This window comes from Streptomyces sp. SLBN-8D4, from assembly GCF_049739545.1.
Lineage (GTDB): Bacteria > Actinomycetota > Actinomycetes > Streptomycetales > Streptomycetaceae > Streptomyces > Streptomyces canus_C.
The window spans coordinates 1,843,459-1,866,276 of sequence record NZ_JBMGQC010000001.1 but is presented as its reverse complement, the minus strand read 5'-3'; the positions used below and the strand labels follow the sequence as shown (position 1 = coordinate 1,866,276).

The 22,818-nt window shown below is 70.9% G+C and carries 16 protein-coding genes; 14 read left to right on the top strand and 2 right to left on the bottom strand.

The genetic code is table 11. The features are described 5' to 3' along the window. The first annotated feature begins 137 nt into the window (after positions 1-137). From RKD20_RS08560 to RKD20_RS08530, 7 genes are all read left to right on the top strand, one after another. Positions 138-980 carry a nitrilase-related carbon-nitrogen hydrolase gene (locus tag RKD20_RS08560; RefSeq protein WP_020119080.1) on the top strand — a complete coding sequence of 281 codons (843 nt, stop codon included), beginning with the start codon at positions 138-140 and terminating at the stop codon, positions 978-980. After that, positions 977-2,266, top strand: a complete 1,290-nt coding sequence (locus RKD20_RS08555) for an aspartate aminotransferase family protein (protein WP_424877177.1) — start codon at positions 977-979, stop codon at positions 2,264-2,266. Before RKD20_RS08560 ends, RKD20_RS08555 begins: the two co-directional genes overlap by 4 nt. A gap of 23 nt (positions 2,267-2,289) precedes the next feature. Further along, entirely contained in the window at positions 2,290-3,873 is a 1,584-nt protein-coding gene (locus RKD20_RS08550; protein ID WP_424877176.1) for a PucR family transcriptional regulator, read from the top strand. A gap of 155 nt (positions 3,874-4,028) precedes the next feature. Then, positions 4,029-4,871, top strand: coding sequence for a nitrilase-related carbon-nitrogen hydrolase (locus RKD20_RS08545; RefSeq protein WP_351991510.1), 843 nt, complete (start codon positions 4,029-4,031; stop codon positions 4,869-4,871). Between the two features lie 31 nt (positions 4,872-4,902). After that, the gene (hydA, locus tag RKD20_RS08540; protein ID WP_424877175.1) at positions 4,903-6,297 is read left to right on the top strand and encodes a dihydropyrimidinase; all 1,395 of its coding nucleotides are present in this window, start codon (positions 4,903-4,905) and stop codon (positions 6,295-6,297) included. Between the two features lie 11 nt (positions 6,298-6,308). Then, positions 6,309-7,328 (top strand): TIGR03842 family LLM class F420-dependent oxidoreductase, encoded by a 1,020-nt coding sequence (locus tag RKD20_RS08535; protein WP_424877174.1) that lies wholly within the window; start codon positions 6,309-6,311, stop codon positions 7,326-7,328. A 163-nt stretch (positions 7,329-7,491) separates the two neighbouring features. Then, entirely contained in the window at positions 7,492-9,042 is a 1,551-nt protein-coding gene (locus RKD20_RS08530) for an NCS1 family nucleobase:cation symporter-1 (protein WP_424877173.1), read from the top strand. A gap of 53 nt (positions 9,043-9,095) precedes the next feature. Here RKD20_RS08530 and RKD20_RS08525 read toward each other — a convergent pair whose 3' ends face one another. Together RKD20_RS08525 and RKD20_RS08520 are read right to left on the bottom strand one after the other, a co-directional pair. Continuing rightward, positions 9,096-9,767 carry a hypothetical protein gene (locus tag RKD20_RS08525; RefSeq protein WP_424877172.1) on the bottom strand — a complete coding sequence of 224 codons (672 nt, stop codon included), beginning with the start codon at positions 9,765-9,767 and terminating at the stop codon, positions 9,096-9,098. Positions 9,768-9,917: 150 nt separating this feature from the next. Beyond that, positions 9,918-10,922 (bottom strand): carboxymuconolactone decarboxylase family protein, encoded by a 1,005-nt coding sequence (locus tag RKD20_RS08520; protein ID WP_424877171.1) that lies wholly within the window; start codon positions 10,920-10,922, stop codon positions 9,918-9,920. Positions 10,923-11,088: 166 nt separating this feature from the next. Here RKD20_RS08520 and RKD20_RS08515 point away from each other — a divergent pair, with 166 nt between their 5' ends. The 7 genes from RKD20_RS08515 (at position 11,089) to RKD20_RS08485 (ending at position 22,807) form a co-directional block, all read left to right on the top strand. Next, entirely contained in the window at positions 11,089-12,207 is a 1,119-nt protein-coding gene (locus tag RKD20_RS08515; protein WP_424877170.1) for a sensor histidine kinase, read from the top strand. A 43-nt stretch (positions 12,208-12,250) separates the two neighbouring features. Continuing rightward, on the top strand, positions 12,251-12,913 hold the full coding sequence (locus RKD20_RS08510) for a response regulator transcription factor (RefSeq protein WP_352381447.1): 663 nt from the start codon (positions 12,251-12,253) through the stop codon (positions 12,911-12,913). A gap of 83 nt (positions 12,914-12,996) precedes the next feature. After that, a complete protein-coding gene (locus tag RKD20_RS08505) occupies positions 12,997-14,826 on the top strand; it encodes a gamma-glutamyltransferase family protein (RefSeq protein ID WP_424877169.1) in 1,830 nt (609 codons plus the stop codon). Between the two features lie 125 nt (positions 14,827-14,951). Beyond that, positions 14,952-15,797, top strand: coding sequence for an inositol monophosphatase family protein (locus tag RKD20_RS08500; protein ID WP_424877168.1), 846 nt, complete (start codon positions 14,952-14,954; stop codon positions 15,795-15,797). 700 nt (positions 15,798-16,497) lie between these two features. Next, positions 16,498-17,910 (top strand): phytoene desaturase family protein, encoded by a 1,413-nt coding sequence (locus RKD20_RS08495; RefSeq protein WP_424877167.1) that lies wholly within the window; start codon positions 16,498-16,500, stop codon positions 17,908-17,910. A gap of 53 nt (positions 17,911-17,963) precedes the next feature. Beyond that, positions 17,964-18,473 carry an O-acetyl-ADP-ribose deacetylase gene (locus tag RKD20_RS08490; protein WP_424877166.1) on the top strand — a complete coding sequence of 170 codons (510 nt, stop codon included), beginning with the start codon at positions 17,964-17,966 and terminating at the stop codon, positions 18,471-18,473. 476 nt (positions 18,474-18,949) lie between these two features. Continuing rightward, entirely contained in the window at positions 18,950-22,807 is a 3,858-nt protein-coding gene (locus RKD20_RS08485) for a glycoside hydrolase family 2 TIM barrel-domain containing protein (protein ID WP_424877165.1), read from the top strand. Positions 22,808-22,818: the final 11 nt, after the last annotated feature.

Genomic DNA, 22,818 nt, shown 5'->3' with positions numbered 1-22,818 from the left:
CTGGAGTGTGAAACGTGATCGACTTCGCGGGTTAACGACGATGGTCTTGGCAAGCCTGTCCAGGAGGCTTACGTTCGTCCCTCTACGGCCCCTTCTACGGGCGTAGAGGCTCTGACGTCCCGCCGAAGGAGCAGCTCATGGCCAACGTCGTACGCGCCGCTCTGGTCCAGGCCACCTGGACCGGCGACACCGAGTCCATGGTGGCGAAACACGAGGAGCACGCCCGCGAGGCGGCCCGACAGGGCGCGAAGATCATCGGGTTCCAGGAAGTGTTCAACGCCCCCTACTTCTGCCAGGTCCAGGAACCCGAGCACTACCGCTGGGCCGAGCCGGTGCCGGACGGCCCCACCACGAGTCGTATGCGGGACCTCGCCCGCGAGACCGGCATGGTGATCGTCGTGCCGGTGTTCGAGGTCGAGCAGTCCGGCTTCTACTACAACACCGCGGTCGTGATCGACGCCGACGGCAGCGTCCTCGGCAAGTACCGCAAGCACCACATCCCGCAGGTCAAGGGCTTCTGGGAGAAGTACTACTTCAAGCCCGGCAACCTCGGCTGGCCGGTCTTCGACACGGCCGTCGGCAAGGTCGGCGTCTACATCTGCTACGACCGGCACTTCCCGGAGGGCTGGCGGCAACTGGGCCTGAACGGCGCCCAGATCGTCTACAACCCGTCCGCCACGCACCGGGGGCTCTCCTCCCACCTGTGGCGCCTGGAGCAGCCCGCGGCCGCCGTCGCCAACGAGTACTTCGTCGCCGCCATCAACCGGGTCGGCGTCGAGGAGTACGGCGACAACGACTTCTACGGGACGTCGTACTTCGTCGACCCGCGCGGCCAGTTCGTGGGGGAGACGGCGAGCGACAAGGAGGAGGAACTGGTCGTCCGCGACCTGGACTTCGACCTCATCGAGGAAGTGCGGCAGCAGTGGGCCTTCTACCGCGACCGCCGCCCCGACGCCTACGAAGGGCTGGTGCAGCCGTGACCAAGGACCTGCTGGGACGCCACCGGGCCGTCCTGCCCGACTGGCTCGCCCTGTACTACGAGGAGCCGCTGGAGATCACGCACGGCGAGGGCCGGTACGTGTGGGACGCCGAGGGCAACAGGTACCTCGACTTCTTCGGCGGCATCCTCACGACGATGACCGCGCACGCCCTGCCCGAGATCACCAAGGCGGTGAGCGAACAGGCCGGGCGGATCATCCACTCGTCGACCCTGTACCTGAACCGGCCGATGGTCGAACTCGCCGAGCGTGTCGCCCAGTTGTCCGGCATCCCGGACGCCCGGGTCTTCTTCACCACCTCCGGCACCGAGGCCAACGACACCGCCCTGCTGCTCGCCACCACCTACCGGCGCAGCAACACGATCCTGGCGATGCGCAACAGCTACCACGGCCGCTCCTTCAGCGCGGTCGGCATCACCGGCAACCGCGGCTGGTCGCCCACCTCGCTGTCCCCGCTCCAGACGCTGTACGTCCACGGAGGCGTGCGGACCCGCGGCCCCTACGCCTCCCTCGGCGACGACGACTTCATCGCGGCCTGCGTCGACGACCTCCGGGACCTCCTCGGCCACACCCGGCCGCCCGCCGCCCTGATCGCCGAGCCGATCCAGGGCGTCGGCGGTTTCACCTCCCCGCCCGACGGCCTCTACGCCGCCTTCCGCGAAGTGCTCGACGAGCACGGCATCCTCTGGATCGCCGACGAGGTGCAGACCGGCTGGGGCCGTACCGGCGACCACTTCTGGGGCTGGCAGGCCCATGACCGCAACGGCCCACCGGACATCCTCACCTTCGCCAAGGGCATCGGCAACGGCATGTCCATCGGCGGGGTCGTCGCCCGCGCCGAGATCATGAACTGCCTCGACTCCAACAGCATCTCGACCTTCGGCGGCACCCAGATCACCATGGCGGCCGGCCTCGCGAACCTGACGTACCTCCTGGAACACGACCTCCAGGGCAACGCCCGGCGCGTCGGCGGACTACTGATCGAGCGGCTGCGGACGGTCGCCGCGCAGATTCCCGGCGTACGGGAGGTGCGCGGGCGTGGGCTCATGCTCGGCGTCGAGCTGGTGAAACCCGGCACCGACGAGGCCGACCCGCAGGCCGCGTCGGCCGTCCTGGAGGCGGCCCGCGCCGAGGGACTGCTCCTCGGCAAGGGCGGTGGGCACAACACCAGCGCCCTCAGGATCGCCCCGCCGCTGTCCCTGACCGTCGCGGAGGCCGAAGAGGGCGCCACGATCCTCGAACACGCTCTGAGGAGCACCATCCAGTAGGTCCACAGCAAGGGAACACCGTCATGAGCACCACCTCGGAGCCTCTGGAGTCCTTGGCGCCGACCCTCTCGGTCCGTCAGGTCCTCATGCTGGAACGGGTCCTGGCCGGGGAGCCCGAGGTGGTGGCCGGTGCCGCTCAGCTCGACCGGGCCGTGCGCTGGGTGCACGTGGCGGAGGCGGCCGACGTCGGTGTGATGCTCAGCGGCGGCGAGATGGTCCTCACCACCGGTGTGCTGCTCGCCGGGGACGACGGCAAACAGGCCGAGTACATCCAGTCCCTGCACCGCGCGGAGGCCGCGGCCGTGGTCCTCGGACTCGGCCGCGCCTTCCCGGCCCCGCCGGACGTGATGCGCCGGGCCGCCGAGCGGTGCGGGCTGCCCATGGTCGTCCTGCACCGGCCCTTCCCCTTCGCGGAGTTGACGGAGGAGGTCCAGGCCCGGCTGGTGCGGCGGAAGTTCGCCGCCGTCAGCATGTCCGAGGCGGTCCGTACCGCCCTCACCGGACTCATCACCGCCGGCGCCCCGCTCCAGCACCTGCTGGACGAGATCGCCCACCACAGCGGCTGCCCCGTCGTCGTCACCAACCTCGCCCACCGCGTCCTCGCCACGGCGGGGGAGCGGTCCGCTGTGGACGACGTGCTGCGCGACTGGGAGCGCATCGCCCGTCAGGCATGGGGGCACCTCCCAGGCCGTTCAGGCACTGGGGGAGGCAGCGAGGGCGACGGCTGGATCCGCGCCGAACTGAGCGGGCGCGGGGAGCGCTGGGGCCAGATCATGCTGTGCGGCTACCGCGGCGACACCGCCACCGGACGCCTCCTCGCCGACCGCGCCGCCGAATCCCTTGTCCTGCACCGCATGCTCGGCGGCACCTCCGCCCACACCTGGGAGGAGCAGTCCGCGCAGAGCCTGCTCACCGACCTGGTCAGCGGGGTCGTACCGGCGCGGCAGCTGCTGCCCCGCGCCCGGGCGGCCGGGCTGCCCGTCAACCGGCGCACCTTCGTCCCGCTCGTCGTGCGGGACGGCGATCCGGCCGAACTCGACCGGGTGCTACGGCTGTTGGGGCTGCCCGGAATCGTCGCCGAACTCGCCGACGGGGCCACCGCCGTGCTGCTGAGCCTGGCCCGGGACCAGGACGCCGCCGTGCTCACCGCCAACTTCGCGGCGCGGCTGACCCAGACGGTCGTGGCCGCCGCGGATCCGCGCACCGCCTGGGACGACGTCCCCGCCGGCATGCGTGAGGCCCGGCACGTCGCGGACGCGGTCGCCTCGGGGGCACTCGACCTTCCCGCCGTCGTCCGCCTCAAGGACGTCCATCTGCGCGGACTGATAAGGCTGTTGCGCGACGACCCGCATGTGCAGTCCTTCGCCGAGCGCGAGTTGGACGGGCTGCTGTGCGCGGCGGGAGACGATCTGCTGGCGGTGCTGCGCACCTACCTCGCCACCGGCCGCAACAAGTCCCGCACCGCCCAGCTGCACCACGTCTCCCGGCCCGCGCTCTACCGCCGGCTGGAGGCGATACAGGGCCGGCTGGGCGTCGACCTGGACGATTTCGAGCAGGCCGCCTCGGTGCACATCGCACTCCTCGCACACGACGCGCAACAGGCCTGAAACAAGCCACGACCTGGGAAAACGGCGGTGAAACATGGGCTCACGAGAGAGTGACACCGTGGCACGCCGCACGCCCGCAGACGTGACACCGTGCAACTCAAAGCAGCTTTTCGGACTTCCTAGTCTTCTCGCACACCGAGCGACCGGAGGTCCCGATGAGCAGAGTGATTCGTGCCGCCCTCTTCCAGACCGCGTGGACGGGCGACAAGGAGTCGATGATCCAGGTACACGAGCAGGCGGCCCGGGACGCGGCCGCGCAGGGTGCTCAGGTCCTGTGCTTCCAGGAGCTGTTCTACGGGCCGTACTTCTGCCAGGTCCAGGACAAGGCGTTCTACGAGTACGCCGAGCAGATCCCGGACGGCCCGATCGTCAAGCGGTTCCAGGCGCTGGCCAAGGAGCTGGGGATCGTCCTCGTCCTGCCGATGTACGAGGAGGAGCAGCCCGGCGTCCTCTACAACACCGCCGCGGTGATCGACGCGGACGGCTCGTACCTCGGCAAGTACCGCAAGCACCACATCCCCCAAGTTCCGGGATTCTGGGAGAAGTTCTACTTCCGACCCGGCAACCTCGGCTGGCCGGTCTTCGACACCAAGGTCGGGAGGATCGGCGTGTACATCTGCTACGACCGCCACTTCCCGGAAGGCTGGCGGGCGTTGGGCCTGGCCGGTGCCGAGATCGTCTTCAACCCGTCGGCCACCTCGCGCGGCCTGTCCGCGTACCTGTGGCAGCTGGAGCAGCCCGCGGCGGCCGTCGCCAACGAGTACTTCGTCGGCGCGATCAACCGGGTGGGTGTGGAGGAGCTGGGCGACAACGACTTCTACGGGACGACGTACTTCGTCGACCCGGAGGCCCAGTTCGTCGGCGAGGTCGCCTCGGACAAGGAGACCGAACTCGTCGTCCGCGACCTGGACATGGCCAAGCTGAGGGAGGTCCGCGACCGCTGGCAGTTCTACCGGGACCGCCGTCCGGACGCGTACCCCCCGCTGACCGCACCCTGACCGAACCGTCCACCCTGGCAGGAGAGGGAACATGAGCAGCCGTACCGTCATCAGCGGTGGCCTCGTCATCACCGCGTCCGACGAGATCCACGCCGACGTGCTGATCGAGGACGGCCGCGTCGCCGCCCTCGCCGTGCCCGGTACCCAGAGCTGGACCGCGGACCGCACGATCGACGCCACCGGAAAGTACGTGATCCCCGGTGGCGTCGACGTCCACACCCACATGGAGCTGCCCTTCGGCGGCACCTTCGCCTCCGACACCTTCGAGACCGGCACCCGGGCCGCCGCCTGGGGCGGTACGACGACCATCGTCGACTTCGCGGTGCAGAGCGTCGGCCACTCCCTGCGCGAGGGCCTGGACGCCTGGCACGCCAAGGCCGAGGGCAACTGCGCCATCGACTACGGCTTCCACATGATCGTCTCCGATGTGAACCAGGAGACGCTCAAGGAGATGGACCTGCTGGTGGAGGAGGGGGTCACCTCCTTCAAGCAGTTCATGGCCTACCCCGGCGTCTTCTACTCCGACGACGGCCAGATCCTGCGCGCCATGCAGCGCTCCGCCGACAACGGCGGCCTGATCATGATGCACGCCGAGAACGGCATCGCGATCGACGTCCTGGTCGAGCAGGCGCTGGCCCGCGGCGAGACCGACCCCCGCTATCACGGCGAGGTCCGCAAGGCGCTTCTGGAGGCCGAGGCCACCCACCGCGCCATCAAGCTCGCGCAGGTCGCCGGCGCGCCCCTCTACGTCGTGCACGTCTCCGCCATGGAGGCGGTGGCCGAGCTGGCGCGGGCGCGCGACGAGGGCCTCAACGTCTTCGGCGAGACCTGCCCGCAGTACCTGTTCCTGTCCACGGACAACCTCGCGGAACCGGACTTCGAGGGCTCGAAGTACGTGTGCAGCACGCCGCTTCGTCCCAAGGAGCACCAGGCCAAGCTGTGGCAGGGGCTCAGGACCAACGACCTCCAGGTCGTCTCCACCGACCACTGCCCCTTCTGCTTCGTGGGCCAGAAGGAGCTCGGCCGCGGCGACTTCTCCAAGATCCCCAACGGCCTCCCGGGCGTCGAGAACCGTATGGACCTGCTCCACCAGGCCGTCGTCGACGGGCACATCTCGCGCCGCCGCTGGATCGAGATCGCCTGTGCCACCCCGGCCCGGATGTTCGGCATGTACCCGAAGAAGGGCACCATCGCCCCGGGCGCCGACGCTGACGTCGTCATCTACGACCCGCACGCCGAGCAGATCGTCTCCGCCGAGACCCACCACATGAACGTCGACTACTCGGCCTACGAGGGCAAGCGCCTCACGGGCCGGGTCGAGACGGTCCTCTCGCGGGGCGAACTCGTCATCACCGAGCGGGAGTACACCGGACGCGCCGGACACGGCACGTACACCCCGCGCTCCACCTGTCAGTACCTCAACTAGGAGTGGCGCCCATGGACTTCGGACTCGTCCTGCAGACGGATCCGCCCGCCTCGAAGGTCATCAGCCTGATGAAGCGGGCCGAACGCAACGGCTTCACCTACGGGTGGACCTTCGACTCCGCCGTGCTCTGGCAGGAGCCGTTCGTGATCTACAGTCAGATCCTCGCGAACACCTCGAAGTTGAAGGTCGGCCCGATGGTCACCAACCCGGGCACCCGCACCTGGGAGGTCACCGCCTCCACCTTCGCCACCCTCAACGACATGTTCGGCAACCGCACGGTGTGCGGCATCGGCCGCGGTGACTCCGCGATGCGCGTCGCGGGCCGTACGCCCAACACCCTGGCGCGGATCAGCGAGGCCATGAAGGTCATCCGGGCGCTCGGTTCGGGCCAGGAGGCCGACCTCGGCGGCACGGTGATCAGGTTCCCGTGGATCAAGGAGGACGCCGAACTCCCCGTATGGATGGCGGCGTACGGCCCGAAGGCCCTGAAGATGACCGGTGAGGAGGCCGACGGGTTCATCCTCCAGCTGTCCGACCTGTATCTCACCGAGTACATGGTGAAGGCGGTCAAGGACGCGGCGGTCGCCGCGGGGCGAGACCCGTCCGAGGTGAAGATCTGCGTGGCCGCCCCCGCCTACGTCACCGCGGACGACTCGCCGGAGGCGCTCGCCCACGCGCGTGAGCAGTGCCGCTGGTTCGGCGGGATGGTCGGCAACCATGTCGCCGACCTGGTCTCCAAGTACGGCGAGCACTCGGCCGCCGTCCCCGACGAGCTGACGGACTACATCAAGGCGCGTGAGGGGTACGACTACTCGCACCACGGGCGCGCCGACAACCCGGACACCGCGTTCGTGCCCGACGAGATCGTCGACCGGTTCTGCGTCATCGGACCGGTCGAGAAGCACATCGAGAAGCTGAACGCGCTGCGCGAGCTGGGCGTCGACCAGTTCGCCGTCTACGACATGCACGACGCCCAGGAAGCGACCATCGACGCCTACGGCTCCACGGTCATCCCCGCTCTCAACTCCTGACCCGGACCGCACAGCCGCTCGACCGACCCCCCACTCCTTGTCCCCCCTCCCCGCCGTCCCGGGGAGGGGTGGCGGGGCCGGGAAAGGCCTCCCCGCCCGTCCCGGCCCCGCCCAAGGCCCCCGCACGGCCTATCCCGTCCCGTTCTGATCGATTGGCCTGCCCATGACCGAAACAGTCCCCACGGGGTCGCCGATACCGCAGTCCGCCGGCGGCCGCGTCGAGCTCGCCCCCGAGGCATTCCCCGCCGACAGCCCCTTCGCCAACGAGGACCTGCGTCCCGTACCGGTATCCGAGCGCAAGTGGACGACGTACAACTTCGCGGCCCTGTGGATCTCCATGGCCCACTGCATCCCCAGCTGGACCCTGGCCTCCGGCCTGGTCGCGCTCGGCATGGACTGGAAGCAGGCCGTGTTCACCATCGCGCTGGCCAACATCATCGTGCTCTTCCCGATGCTGGCCACCGGGCACGCGGGGCCCAAGTACGGCATCCCCTTCCCGGTGCTCGCCCGCGCCTCCTTCGGGCTGCGCGGCGCCAACATCCCGGCGCTGATCCGGGCCGCCGTGGCGTGCGGCTGGTTCGGCATCCAGACCTGGATCGGCGGCAGCGGCATCTTCGCCCTGGGCTCCAAGCTCACCGGCGGCCACTGGGAGGACGCGGGCAAGATCGCGGGCAACCCCTGGCCCCTGTGGCTCTGCTTCCTGCTGTTCTGGGCGCTCCAGATCGCGATCATCTACCGCGGCATGGACTTCCTGCGGCACTTCGAGAACTGGGCCGCGCCCTTCGTGATCGCCGGCGCGCTCGTGCTGCTGATCTGGATCGCGGTCAAGGCCGACGGTTTCGGCGCGCTGCTCGACCAGCCCTCGAAGCTGGGCTGGGGCGCCGACTTCTGGCCGGTCTTCTTCCCGTCCCTGATGGGAATGATCGGCTTCTGGGCCACTCTGTCCCTGAACATCCCGGACTTCACCCGCTTCGGCGCCAGCCAGAAGGCGCAGACCTGGGGGCAGGCCCTCGGTCTTCCCACGACGATGACCCTCTTCGCGGTCCTCGCGGTGCTGGTCACCTCGGGGTCCGAGGCCATCTACGGCGAGGCCATCTGGGACCCGGTCGCGCTGGCCGCCAAGACGGACAACGCCTTCGGGCTGCTCTTCGCGCTGGTCATCGTGCTGGTCGCCACCATCTCCGTGAACATCGCGGCCAACGTGGTCTCACCGGCGTACGACCTGTCCAACCTGGCCCCGAAGTTCATCAACTTCCGTACGGGCGCGCTGATCACCGGTGTCGTCGGCATCCTGATCTTCCCGTGGAAGCTGATCTCCACGCCGGAGTTCTACATCTTCACCTGGCTCGGAGTCGTGGGCGGCCTGCTCGGCACGGTCGCGGGCATCCTCATCGCCGACTACTGGATCGTCCGGCGCACGGTCCTGCACCTCGCGGACCTCTACACGCCCGGTGGCCGCTACTGGTACGCCAACGGCTGGAACTGGCGCGCCATCGTCGCCTTCGTGGTGGGCGGTCTGCTCGCGGTCGGCGGCTCGTACTCGGGGGTGGGTGCGGACGGCAAGAAGGCCGGGCCGTTCCCGGCCGACGGTCTGATCCCGTTCCTCAAGCCGCTGGCCGACTACGGCTGGGCGGTGGGCCTGGCCACGTCACTGGTGCTGTATGTCGCGCTGATGCTGCCGAAGGGCAAGGAGCAGGAGGGCATCGCGGCCTGAGGGGCCGCCTCGCGTGTGTGGAGGGCGGCCGGGCCCGGCCCGGATCTGCCGGCTCAGGCCTTCTGGCCGCTCTCCAGCGCCGCCACCGCCTCCTTGGCGGCCTTGATGGCGCCCTTGTTGATCTCGTCCGTGCTGGGCGCCTTCTTCGACTCGAAGTCGCTGCCGTTGTACGTCACGGTCACCAGCGCGTTGGACGCCTGGATCATGACCACGCCCTCACGGGTCTGCTGCTTGTTCTCGGTGGTGAGGTTCACCACCGAGTACCCGGCGTCCCCGACGCCGGGCACGTTTCCGCCGCCGCTCTTCTCGGCGACGTTGTCCTTGTACGACTTGGCGGCCGCCTGGTCGGACTCCGTGATCTCGAAGGACACGTCCAGCCAGCGGTAGTCGTACCCCTTGAGCGCGTTCCAGGAGCAGGTGCGGCGCAGTGCCGTGTCCGTCGAGGGAATCTCCTTGCCGGCCGTCTTGGCGCCCGGCACCAGCGACTTGATCGTCGCCGCGCCGATGCTGCCGCACGGCGCGGGCGCGGCGGCGTACTGCTTCGTGGCGGCCGCCGTGGACGCGCCCGAAGGGGACTCGCCGGCGGACTGCGGAGCCGATGAGGACTCCTTCTGGGTGGCCGGCGTCGTGGCCGGGCCCGACGTCAGCACCCAGCCCGCCGCGGCGAGTACGACGACGGGCGAGATGCGCGCGGTGAGCGCGAGCGGGAGGGAAAGATTTCGCACGGCGCACTTTTCGTGGGGGACGGACGGTGCGGAGGGGTCCGCACTGCGGACGGACGCCAGTTTCACATGTCTCCCTGTGGGGCGGAAGTGTGAACTCGCTCCGTACCTGTGCCGTCACTGTGCCCTGCCGTCGTTGCGTCATGTGTCCGCTTATGTCCGGGCGATGGGCCGGTGGAGGGCCGATTCGATGCGGTCCACGGCCAGGAACGCCCCGTAGGCCACGAGGTGCACCAGACCGTGGTCGGTGTGCTCCGGCCGCCGCCAGGCCGCCACGTCCTCGTCGGTGATCCGGTACGGCGCGAGCGCGGCCAGCAGCACCAGACGCGCACCGGGACGCTCCCGCCGATCCGGAAATCCGCTCAGGTCGAGCGGCGGGTGCGAGCCGTCCCAGTCCAGCAGTACCTCCTCCACGAGATCCTGGTCGTCGGTGCCGAGGAGTCCGGCGCCCGCCATGGCCGCCCGGAGCAGCGCCGCGTACGCGAGTCCGACGGGCGTACCGTCCGCCCACGCGGGGGCCTCGCCGGGGTCGGGCAGGTCGAGCAGCGCGAGGGACGCGCCGGGCCGGGCGGGCCGGCGTACGGTCCGGGCGAGGGTGCGGCCCGCGAGACTGCGCACGGCCCGGAAGCGCTGGGCGTTGCCCGGCAGCAGGTTCTCGGTGAGCAGGGCGGACACGATCCGGTTGATGAAGTGGAAGGCGAGCACGGTGCCGAGATAGCCCGGAGCGTGCTCGCGCGGGAACGGGTAAGGCGCCGCGCCGAGGCCGCCCGGCACGCGCGTGTGCCTGCCCCACTCCAGTACGCGCGCGTGCTCCTCGTTCGCCGGCCGCTCCCCTCGGGCGACGCGTTCGGCGAGCGCGTGGTCGCCGGTGGCGTGCAGCAGCATGGTGTGCGCGTCCACGCAGAACGGGCACCGGTTGGCCAGCGAGACCCCGAGCGCCGCCAGCTCCTTGCCGGTGCGGCTGCCGGGGCCGGCGATCAGCGACTCGCGCATCAGGGCCCACGCGGGGGCGAGGAGCTCCGGCGCGGAGGACAGGACCACGAAGGTGACGGGTTCGTCGATGCCGAAGTCGCGGGACATCTGCCCGTAGACCTCGGCGACCGGGCCGGTGGCGGACTTGGGCGGCAGGGGCCGGGTGTAGCGGAAGGGTGTGGACATGCACAGCAGCCTGCTCCCGCCCTCGGGCGCGGTCGTCGTACGGCCGAAGGGAGTTGGCGCTGCGTCCGCAGGCGCGGGCCGGGCCGGGGACTACTACGGGGGGAGTAGCGGGGGAGTTGTCCACAGGGCTGACGCCGGTGTCGGTGTGCCGGTCTAGCGTGTGGGCATGAGCGGGCACCCGGTCGATTCGGCCATCTCCCAGCGGCTCGCCGACCTGGCCCTCGTGGTCGTGGTCGGCGCCCTCGTCGTGGCCGCGGCGACTCTCGACGCGGACACGACCGCCCTCGACCTCGGGTTCCTCGTGGTGAGCGCGGCCGCGCTCGCGTTCCACCGCACGGCCCCGCTGGTGGCGCTGGCCGTGGCCACGGTGAGCGGGGCGGCCTACGTCCTGCACGCCCACCCGGGCCCCCTCGGCGCGCTGTCCGTCTTCGCCGCAGTGCACCTGGCCTCCCAGGGAGGACACCGGGGCTGGGCCGCGGGGGCGAGCGGAGTCTTCCTCGGGGCGTACGCGGCGACGGGCCCCACGGCCCAGGAGGCGGTCGAGAAGACCGCGCTGCTCGCGGGCTGGTTCGTGTGCGCGGTGGTGACGGGCCTCGCCGGCCGCAACTGGCAGGCCTATCTGCGCCAGACCGAACAGCGTGCCCTGGAGGCCGAGCGGACCCGGGAGGAGGCCGCCCTGCGCCGGGCCGGCGAGGAACGCCTGCGGATAGCCCGGGAGTTGCACGACTCCCTCACCCACAGCATCTCCATCGTCAAGCTTCAGGCGGGCGTGGCCGTACATCTGGCGCGCAAGCGGGGCGAGGAGGTGCCGCCCGCCCTGCTCGCCATCCAGGAGGCGGGAGGCGAGGCCATGCGCGAGCTGCGCGCCACGCTGGAGGTCCTGCGCACCGACGAGCCGACCGGCACCCCGGCGCTGCTCGTGGAGCGGGCGCGGGCCGCGGGTCTCGCCGTCGAACTGTGCGTGACGGGTGAGGAGTGCGCCCTGCCCGCCCCGCTCGACCGGGCCGTGTACCGGATCGTCCAGGAGTCCCTGACCAACGCGGCCCGGCACGCTGGAACGGCGAAGGTACGGGTCGAACTGGCCTACGGCAAGGACGCCTTGGCCGTACGCGTCGAAGACGACGGGGCCGCACATCCGGACTGCCCGCCCCGGCCCGGCCACGGCCTCACCGGCATGTGCGAACGCGTCACGGCACTCGGCGGGACGCTGCACACCGGACCGCGCGAGGAAGGCGGATTCTCGGTGCGAGCAGAACTGCCTCTGGGAGCGGGGGAGTTGGCGTGACAAGGCTGACGGGCGGCTACGTCGCGGGCGTGGAGGCGGTGGCGTGATCAGGGTGGCGCTCGTCGACGACCAGGCGCTGATGCGGGCCGGGTTCCGGGCCCTGCTCGACGCCGAGGACGGCATCGAGGTGGTCGGGGAGGCGGCGGACGGGGAGCGGGGCGTGGAGCTGGTGCGGGCGCAGGTGCCCGACATCGCGCTGATCGACGTACAGATGCCGGTGATGACCGGCATCGAGGCGACCCGGCGGATCGCCGCGGATCCGGAGCTGGCCGGGGTCCGCGTGGTGATCCTCACCAACTACGGCGTCGACGAGTACGTCTTCGAGGCGCTGCGGGCGGGCGCGAGCGGATTCCTGCTGAAGGACACCGAGCCGGCCGACCTCCTCCAGGCCATCGAAGTGGTGGCCCGGGGCGAGGCGCTGCTGTCCCCCGCGGTCACCCGCACCCTGATAGGCGAGTTCGTCTCCCGTCCCCCGGACCGGTCCACCGCCCCCGGTCTGGAGTGCCTCACCCGCCGCGAACGCGAGGTCACGGCCCTGGCCGCCCGCGGCCTGACCAACGAGGAGATCGCCGAGCACATGGTGATCAGCCCCCTCACGGCCAAGACCCACATCAGCCGCGCGATGACCAAGCTGGGCGCCCGGGACCGGGCCCAACTGGTCGTGTTCGCCTACGAGTCGGGGCTGGTGACGGCACGCGGCTCCTGAGGTCCGAGCGCCCGGGAATGAAAGGATCCGTGACCGTGACCGCTTCGGACCGGCCGAGGCGCGCCCCAGCAGTGAGGTGAGAGATGTCGTTCACCACCCGGCCGACCCTCCAGGGAACCTTCGGCATGGTGTCCTCCACCCACTGGCTGGCCTCGCAGTCGGCGATGGCGGTGCTGGAGGACGGCGGCAACGCGTACGACGCGGCGGTGGCCGGTGCCTTTGTGCTGCACGTCGTCGAGCCGCACCTCAACGGACCCGCCGGCGAGGTGCCGATCCTGCTCGCGCCCGCCGGAGGACAGGTGCGGGTGCTGTGCGGGCAGGGCGTCGCGCCGGCCGGGGCGAGCGTCGCCCACTACAAGGGACTGGGCCTGGATCTCGTCCCCGGCACCGGCCCCCTCGCCGCCGCGGTCCCCGGCGCCTTCGACGCCTGGATGCTGCTGCTCCGTGACCACGGCACCAAGTCCCTCGCCGACGTCCTCAGGTACGCCATCGGGTACGCCGAGGACGGGCACGCGCCCGTGGAGAACGTCGGCGCGACCGTCGAGAGCGTACGGGAGCTGTTCGAGACGGAGTGGACCTCGTCGGCGGAGGTGTACCTGCCGGGCGGGAAGGCCCCGCGGCCGGGGGAGCTGTTCCGCAACCCGGCCCTCGCCGCCACCTGGAAGCGGCTGATCGACGAGGCGGCGGGGGCGGGCGACCGGGTCGCGCAGATCGAGGCGGCGCGCGAGGTGTGGCGTACCGGGTTCATCGCCGAGGCGCTCGTACGGCAGGCGCGCCGGCCCACCCTGGACACCAGCGGCGCGCGGCACACCGGCACGCTCACGGCCGCCGATCTCGCCGGGTGGTCCGCGACCTACGAGGCTCCGGCGACGTACGACTGGAACGGCTGGACCCTGTGCAAGGCCGGTCCCTGGAGCCAGGGCCCGGTCCTCCTCCAGCAGCTCGCGCTGCTGCCGCCCGAGCTGCCGCGGTACGGGTCCGCCGAGTACGTCCATCTGCTGGTCGAGGGCTGCAAGCTGGCCATGGCCGACCGGGAGGCCTGGTACGGGGACGCCGCCGAGGTACCGCTCGGTGAGCTGCTGTCGGCCGAGTACAACGCGGGGCGGCGTGAACTCGTCGGCGGCAAGGCCTCGTACGAGCTGCGGCCGGGCAGCCCCGGCGGGCGCGCCCCGCGACTCAGCGCCCACGCGTACGCGGTCGTCACCGAGGAGCCCGGGTTCAGCCCGATGGGGGTGGGGGAGCCCACGGTCGCGAAGAACCCCACGTCCCCCGTACCCGGCGAGCCCGAGACCGGTTCCGACGGCACCACCCGGGGCGACACCTGCCACCTCGACGTCGTCGACCGCTGGGGCAACATGGTCGCCGCCACGCCCAGCGGCGGGTGGCTCCAGTCCAACCCGGTCGTGCCCGAACTGGGCTTCCCGCTCGGCACCCGGCTGCAGATGACCTGGCTGGAGGAGGGCCTGCCGAACTCCCTCACGCCCGGCCGCCGCCCCCGCACCACCCTCACGCCCTCGATCGCCCTGCGCGCCGGCGTGCCCGTTCTGGCCTTCGGCACCCCGGGCGGGGACCAGCAGGACCAGTGGCAGCTGCACTTCTTCCTGGCCGTCGCCCTGCGCTCCCCGGTCCGCGGCGGTCTCGACCTCCAGGGCGCGATCGACGCCCCGAACTGGCACAACGACAGCTTCCCCGGGTCCTTCTATCCGCGGGGGATGCGGCCGGGGAGCCTCACCGTGGAGGCGCGGACGGATCCCCGGGTGGTCGAGGAGCTGCGGCGGCGGGGGCACGACGTCACGGTGGGGGAGCCCTGGTCGGAGGGACGGTTGTGCGCGGTGGCACGGGATCCGGAGACGGGGGTGCTGTCGGCGGCGGCCAATCCGCGGGGGATGCAGGGGTATGCGGTGGGACGGTGACAGATATGCATCATTTGTACTGATTTTAGTGCCCGTTGTCTCCGCATTACCGGTGTTCACGGTGATTGCACCCGCCCTTCACCGGGCGGGTGGGGATTGTCAGACCCTCGTGCTCTCATGGAGTCATGATCGAAGACACGGAAACCATCGACGAGTTTCTCGACCGGCACGCGGGCGACGTGGAAGAGGCGGTGCGCAAGGCCGCCGCGGCCCAGGTCATGCCGCGCTTCCGGCGGCTCGCCGCGCACGAGGTCGACCAGAAGGCGGGCCAGCACGACCTGGTCACGGACGCCGACCGACTGGCCGAGCAGTACCTCACCGAGGTGCTCGGCGGCCTCCTGCCCGGCTCCCTCGTGGTCGGCGAGGAGGCGGTCCACGCCAACCCGGCGTCGTACGAGGCGCTGCAGGGCGACACCCCCGTATGGATAGTCGACCCCGTCGACGGCACCCGGCAGTTCGTGCACGGCGACCCCGGCTTCTGCATGCTGGTCGCGCTCGCGAGGAGCGGCGTCGTGCTCGCCTCCTGGACCTACGCACCGGCCCGGGACCAACTGGCCACGGCGATACGCGGCCGGGGCGCGTTCCTCGACGGCGAGCGGTTGCGCGCGGGCGTCCCCGACCAGGGCCGCGACCTCCAAGTGGCCACCTCCCACCCGGACTACACGACGGACGAGCAGAAGCGCGGCCTGCTGGGGCTGTGGACGGACGGCGTGGCACCGAGCCCGTGCGGCTCGGCCGGTCTGGAGTATCTCGCCGTCGCCCGGGGCGAGTCGGACGCCGTGGCGTTCTCCTGGGAGGCGGCCTGGGACCATGCGGCGGGCCTGCTGCTGGTCGAGGAGGCGGGCGGCGCCCATCTGACCCTCACCGGCGAACCGTTCAGCATCAAGGGCGGCAACACGCTCCCCTTCACCGCGGCCCGCGACGCGGCGACGGCCCGGAGGGTGAGGGGGCTGCTGGCGGGCGAGGCCTGACGCGACGGCTGAGCCGCAGGCCGCAGTCATGGCCGGGGCGGGCGGAACCGGGGCCGGGGCCGGAGCCGGGGGACGGTCGAGGTCGAGGTCGAGGTCGCGGGCATGGTCAGGTCGGGTCAGGTCAGGAGGGACTGGAGCCTGCGCCCCCCCGCAGAGTCCGCAACCGGCGTCGTCGCCGGCCGGGAGCCAGGATCGTGACCTGAGGGTGCGGGCCGTTCCTCGCCTTCCCACGCGCCGGCCCCGGTCTCCCGCCACGCCTCCCGGAGCGCGCCGCTTCTTCCGGAGCCCGGCCCAGGAGTCCGCCACTCCTTCCCAAGCCCGCCTCCGAAGCCCGCCACTCCTTCCCAAGCCCGCCTCCGAAGCCCGCCACTCCTTCCCAAGCCCGCCCCCGGAGCCCGACCTCCTCCCCAGCCCGGCCCACTGGAGCCCGGTCTCCCCCCGAACCCGGCCGTCTCCCCGGCTCCGGAGCCCCCGCGAGCCCGGCCGCCCGAACCCGACTTCCCCCGAACCCGACCTCCCCCGAACCCGACCTCCCCCGAACCCGACCTCCCCCCCCCAGAGCCGAACCCGCCCCCGCCCCGCCCCCCCATCCCCGCCCCCCGCTACCCCCGACTTACCCCCACGCCCCGAGACTGTCGGTGCCCCGGCATATCCTGATCCTCTGGCCATCGGCTGACGAAGGGGTCCGAAGGTGCCGTCGATGCTCGATGCGGTCGTGGTGGGTGCGGGGCCGAACGGACTGACGGCTGCTGTGGAGCTGGCCCGCCGCGGCTTCTCCGTGGCCGTCTTCGAGGCGCGCGACACCGTGGGCGGGGGAGCCCGCACCGAGGAGCTGACCCTCCCCGGCTTCCGGCACGACCCGTGCTCCGCGGCCCACCCCCTCGGTATCAACTCCCCGGCGTTCCGTGCCCTGCCCCTGGAGCGCTACGGCCTGGAGTGGCTGCACGCCGAGCTGCCCATGGCGCATCCCTTCACCGACGGCACCGCCGCCGTGCTGTCGAGGTCGGTCGCCGAGACGGCCGCCTCGTTCGGGCCGCGTGACGCGGGGACGTACCGAAGGCTCGTCGAGCCGTTCCTGCCCAAGTGGGACACCCTGGCCCGCGACTTCATGTCCCTGCCCGCGACCGCGCTGCCCCGCGACCCGGTCACCCTGGCCCGCTTCGGTCTGGTCGGGCTGCCCCCGTCGACCTGGCTGATGCGCCGCTTCCGCGACGAGCGCGCGAAGACGCTGTTCGCCGGACTCGTCGCGCATGTCATGGCCCCGCTCAGCGGCTTCGCCACCGGCGCCATAGGTCTGGTCTTCGCCCTCGCGGCCCACGCGCGCGGCTGGCCCGTGGCGCGCGGTGGCTCCCAGTCGATCTCCGACGCCCTCGCCGCGTACCTCGACGACCTCGGCGGCAGCGTCCACACCGACTACGAGGTCAAGCGGCTCGACGACCTGCCGCCGGCCCGCGCCTACGTCTTCGACACCTCGCCGACCGCCCTGGCCCGCATCGCCGGCTTCGGCACCTACTACGAGGGCTACCGCTACGGCCCGGGCGTCTTCAAGGTCGACTACGCCCTCGACGGCCCGGTGCCGTGGACCGCGAAGGAGGCGCGCGGCGCGGGCACCGTGCAGATCGGCGCCGACAGCGCGGAGATCGGTACCGCGCTGCGAGCCGCGTCCCGGGAGGGCCGTGCGCCCGACAGGCCGTTCATGATCACTGTGCAGCCCAGTGTCGTCGACCCGAGTCGGGCCCCCGCCGGGAAGCACGTGTTCTGGGTCTACGGTCATGTGCCCAGCGGCTGGACCGGCGACCTCACCGACGCCATGGAGCGCCAACTGGAGCGCTTCGCCCCGGGGTTCCGTGACCGTGTCCTCGCCCGTGCCACCGCGGGCCCGCCCGAACTCGCCGCGCGCAACGCCAACTACGTCGGCGGCGACATCGGCTCCGGCGCGGTCAGCGGACTCCAGACCATGCTGCGTCCCAAGCTCTCCCTGTCCCCGTACGGCACCCCGCACCCGGCCGTCTTCATCTGCTCGTCGGCGACCCCACCGGGACCGGGCGTGCACGGCATGTCGGGACACAACGCCGCGAAGGCCGTATGGCGCAGGCTGCGACAGCAGACCTGAGAGAGATCGAAACCGCGCTGCCCCCGGCGGAGCGGGCTGGAAGAGTGGCGGTCATGACCACCATCAGGCTCGTCCAGGGCGACATCACCCGCGAGAGCGCCGACGCGATCGTCAACGCCGCCAACTCCTCCCTGCTCGGCGGAGGAGGAGTCGACGGGGCCATCCACCGCCGCGGTGGCCCCGCGATCCTCGCCGACTGCCGAAAGCTGCGTGCCTCGCACTACGGCAAGGGTCTGCCGACCGGAAAGGCGGTGGCCACCACCGCGGGCGACCTGGACGCGCGCTGGGTGATCCATACCGTCGGCCCCCGCTACAGCCACGAGGAGGACCGGTCGGAGTTGCTGGCCTCCTGCTACCGCGAGTCCCTGCGCGTGGCTGACGAACTGGGTGCCCGGACCATCGCTTTCCCGGCCGTGTCCGCGGGCATCTACGGCTGGCCGATGGACGACGCCGCCCGGATCGCGGTGGAGACCGTACGGGAGACGCAGACCGCGGTCGAGGAGGTCCGGTTCGTGCTGTTCGACGAGAAGGCGTACCGGGCGTTCGCGGGCCAGGTCGCCTGACGCCGGAGAGCTAGAGCGGCACGGACCGGGCCGCGGCGGCGGCCGACCCGGTCTCCGACCTCCTGGACTCGCTCCAGTCCACGATCGACGACCTGCTCAAGTCGCTGACCTCGCTGGACCTGAACGGTGTGCTGGGCCCGGTCACCGGCCTCCTGGGCACCGTGGTCGGGACCGTCACCGGACTCCTCGGCGGCGGACTGCCCTCGTTGCCGGCCGCCGGCTGACCCGACGACAGCACCACCACACCGACGGCAGCACCGCACCGCACCCCACGGCACCCCCGCGTGAACGCACGCGGGGGTGCCGCATGTCGTCATGTCCCCAGGACCACACAAAGTCCGACAGGGTCATTGCCTCGGCAGTCTTCGGGATCTAGGTTGAGTCGCATCCTGTGCCTCAAAGTCACCAATTGTGCACAGGAGTTGACGCTCCCTCAGTACGTACACCGCACTGTCGTCCCGAGGAAGGTTCCACCGATGCCCCACCCGTATCTGCCTGCCCCCCTCAGCCGCAGGCGTCTGCTGGAGTCGGGGGCCGCCGTCCTCGGCGCCCTCGCGCTCTCCTCCGGACCCCTGGCCGGTCGCGGCCACGCGGCGGAGGGGACCCCGGAGTGGAACGGCGCCATCGACCTCTTCCGGGTGGGCACCCAGCCCCCGCACACCACCCTCATGCCGTACGCCGACGTCGGCCAGGCGCTCGCCGCCGACCGCACCCGCTCGCCGTACCGCGTGAGCCTCGACGGCAAGTGGAAGTTCGCCTACGCCGACCGCCCCGCCGACCGCGACAACGACTTCTACCGCACGGACGTGGACGACACGGACTGGGACGCCATTCCTGTCCCCTCGGTGTGGCAGGTGCATGGCTATGACTTCCCGATCTACGTCAACATCACCTACCCCTGGTGGGGCCCCAACGGTCTCGGCGAGGAGGCCCAGCCGCCCGCCGCCCCGACCCGCTACAACCCGGTCGGTCAGTACCGGCGCTCCTTCACCGTGCCGAAGGACTGGTCCGGGCGGCGAACCTTCCTGCACTTCGAGGGCGTCAAGTCGGCCCACTACGTGTGGATCAACGGTGAACTCGTCGGCTACCACGAGGACTCCTACACGCCCGCCGAGTACGACATCACCCCGCACCTCAGGCCGGGCACCAACCAGATCGCCGTCGAGGTCTACCGCTTCTCCGACGGGGACTGGCTGGAGGACCAGGACATGATCCGGCTGAGCGGCATCTTCCGCTCGGTCTACCTCTACTCCACCCCGGCTGTCCACCTGCGTGACTTCAAGCTGGAGACCCCGCTCGGCGACGACTACACGTCCGCCCAGCTCTCGGTCACCGCCAGCGTGCGCGACTACGGAGGCGGCAACGCGGGCCGCTACACGGTCGAGACCCAGCTCTACGACTCGGGCGGCCACGCCGTCTGGTCGCGCCCGCTCCAGCAGGCTGTCGCGCTCGATGCGGGGGACGAGACGACCGTACAGGCGGCGAAGGCCGTGCCAGCGCCCAAGCTGTGGTCGGCCGAGCACCCGAACCTGTACACCGCCGTTCTGCGGCTGCGCGACCCCGCGGGCAAGGTGATCGAGACGCTGTCGCACCGCGTCGGCCTGCGGGAGTTCGCCCTGAAGGACGGGCTGATGCGCATCAACGGCCGGCCCATCTCCTTCCGCGGCACCAACCGCCACGAGATGCACCCCGACCGCGGCACCGCGCTCACCCGCGCGGACCTCGTGAAGGACATCACGATCATCAAGCGCATGAACATCAACTCCGTCCGCACCTCCCACTACCCCAACAACCCGCTCTGGCTCGAACTCGCGGACGAGTACGGCCTGTACCTCGTCGACGAGACCAACCTGGAGACCCACGGCATCCGCGACGAGTACCCCGGCAACCACCCCGACTGGAGCGCGGCCTGTGTGGCGCGCGCCCAGAACATGGTCCACCGCGACAAGAACCACGCCTCCGTGGTGATCTGGTCCCTCGGCAACGAGGCGGGCGGCGGCAGCACCTTCGTGAACATGCGCGACTGGATCAAGTCGTACGACACCACCCGCGTCGTCCAGTACGAGGGCGACGACCGGCCCACCATCAGCGACATCCGCTCGGAGATGTACGAAAGCCCCGCACGTGTGGAGCAGCGTGCCAAGGACACCTCCGACCCCCGGCCGTACGTGATGATCGAGTACTGCCACGCGATGGGGAACTCCAACGGCAACTTCAAGAAGTACTGGGACATCGTCCGCCGCTACCCGGTCCTCCAGGGCGGCTGGATCTGGGACTTCGTCGACCAGTCCCTCAGCGAGCCCGTCCCCGTACGCCAGTTGCTGACCGAGAGCGGGCCCGGCGCGCTGAAGGGCGAAGTGCTGCCCGCGCGCGCCAGGTTCGACCGCGACAAGGGGGTCTCCGGTGGCACGGTCTTCGCCCGCGACGCCCGCCTCGACCTCACCGGCTCGCTGACCCTGGAGGCCTGGTTCACCCCGAAGGTGACGGGCAGTCACCAGCCGGTCATCGCCAAGGGTGACACCCACTACGCGCTCAAGCAGTCCGGGAAGACACTGGAGTTCTTCATCCACGGCGGGGGCCAGTGGATCACCACCACCTGGGCGCTCCCGGACGACTGGACGGGCCGGGAACACCATGTCGCCGGTGTTTTCGACGCGGCCGCGGGCACGCTGACCCTCCATGTGGACGGCCAGGTCAGGGCCACCCGGACCACCACCCAGAAGCCGAGCAGCAACACGGCGCCCCTCGCGCTGGCCGTCGATGTCGACAACCCCACAAGGGAGTTCAGCGGCACGATCAGGAAGGCGCGCGTGTACGCCCGTGCCCTGACCGCCGCCGAACTGGCCTCGGACGGCCGGGGCCCCGGCGACGAGGGCGTGCGGTTCTGGTTCGACGCGGCGACCGCGGGGCTCACCGAGAAGCGGCCCGCCCAGAAGACCTTCTTCGCCTTCGGCGGCGACTGGGGCGACAACCCCAACGACGGTGCCTTCGTCGCGGACGGCATCGTCACCGCCGACCGCGGCCACACCGGCAAGGCCGCCGAGGTCAAGCAGATCTACCAGGCGGTCAACGCGTCCTGGGCCGCGGACGGGTCGGTGACCCTGACCAATGAACACCTCTTCACCAACCTCCGTGAATTCAACGGCAGTTGGACCCTGTCCGCTGACGGCAAGGTGGTGCAGCGAGGGAGGCTGACGCGGGACCAGCTGAACCTGGCACCGCTGTCGAGCAAGACCGTCACCGTCCCGTACAGGCTCCCGAGCGCCCCCGCGCCCGGCACCGAGTACTTCCTCCAACTCTCTTTCACCACCAGGGAGTCCACGCCCTGGGCGCGGCCCGGCTTCGAGGTGGCCAAGCAGCAGCTGGCCGTCGACGCGAACAACCCATCGGTGACACCGGTGCCGCTCGCCAAGGTCCCGGCGCTGACCTACCGGGACGCCTCCGCCCAGGTCACCGTCACCGGCAAGGACTTCTCCGTCACCGTCGACAAGGACAGCGGGACCATCACGTCGTACGAGGCGCACGGCATCCGTCTGATCACCTCCGGTCCCGTCCCGAACTTCTGGCGGGCGCCCACCGACAACGACCACGGCAACGGGCAGCACACCCGCAACCAGACCTGGCGCGACGCCGGTGCGCACCGCAAGGTGACCGACGTGCGCGTGCGCGCCCTGCGGGACCGGGCCGTCGAGATCAAGGTGAGCGGCACCCTGCCGACGGCGACCGAGTCGGCGTACGGCACGACCTACACCGTCTTCGGCAACGGTGAGATCAGGGTCGACAACACCCTGCACCCGGGTGCGAGTTCGCTGCCGTACATCCCGGAGGTCGGCACGCTCCTGTTCCTGCCGCGCCGCCTGGACCGGCTGCACTACTACGGCCGCGGACCCGAGGAGAACCACTGGGACCGCAACGACGGGACGGACGTGGGCCTCTGGTCCGGGACCGTCGCCGAGCAGTGGACCTCCTACATCCGCCCGCAGGAGAACGGCAACAAGACCGACGTCCGCTGGGCCGCCCTGACCGGCCGGGACGGCGTGGGCCTGCTGGTCTCCGGTGAACCCCTGCTGGAGGTCAATGCCTCGCACTTCACCCCGGAGGACCTGTCCAACGGGGTGCGCCACGACTACCAGCTCACCCCACGTGACGCGGTCGTCCTGCGGGTCAACCACCGGCAGATGGGCGTCGGCGGCGACAACAGCTGGGGTGCGCACACCCACGACGAGTACAAGCTGTTCGCCGACCGGGACTACGCGTACACCTACCGGCTGCGGCCCCTGACGGACGTGGCCCGGGCGACGGCGGTTTCACGGCGGCCGACGGCCTCCGCCTAGTTCACCGCGTG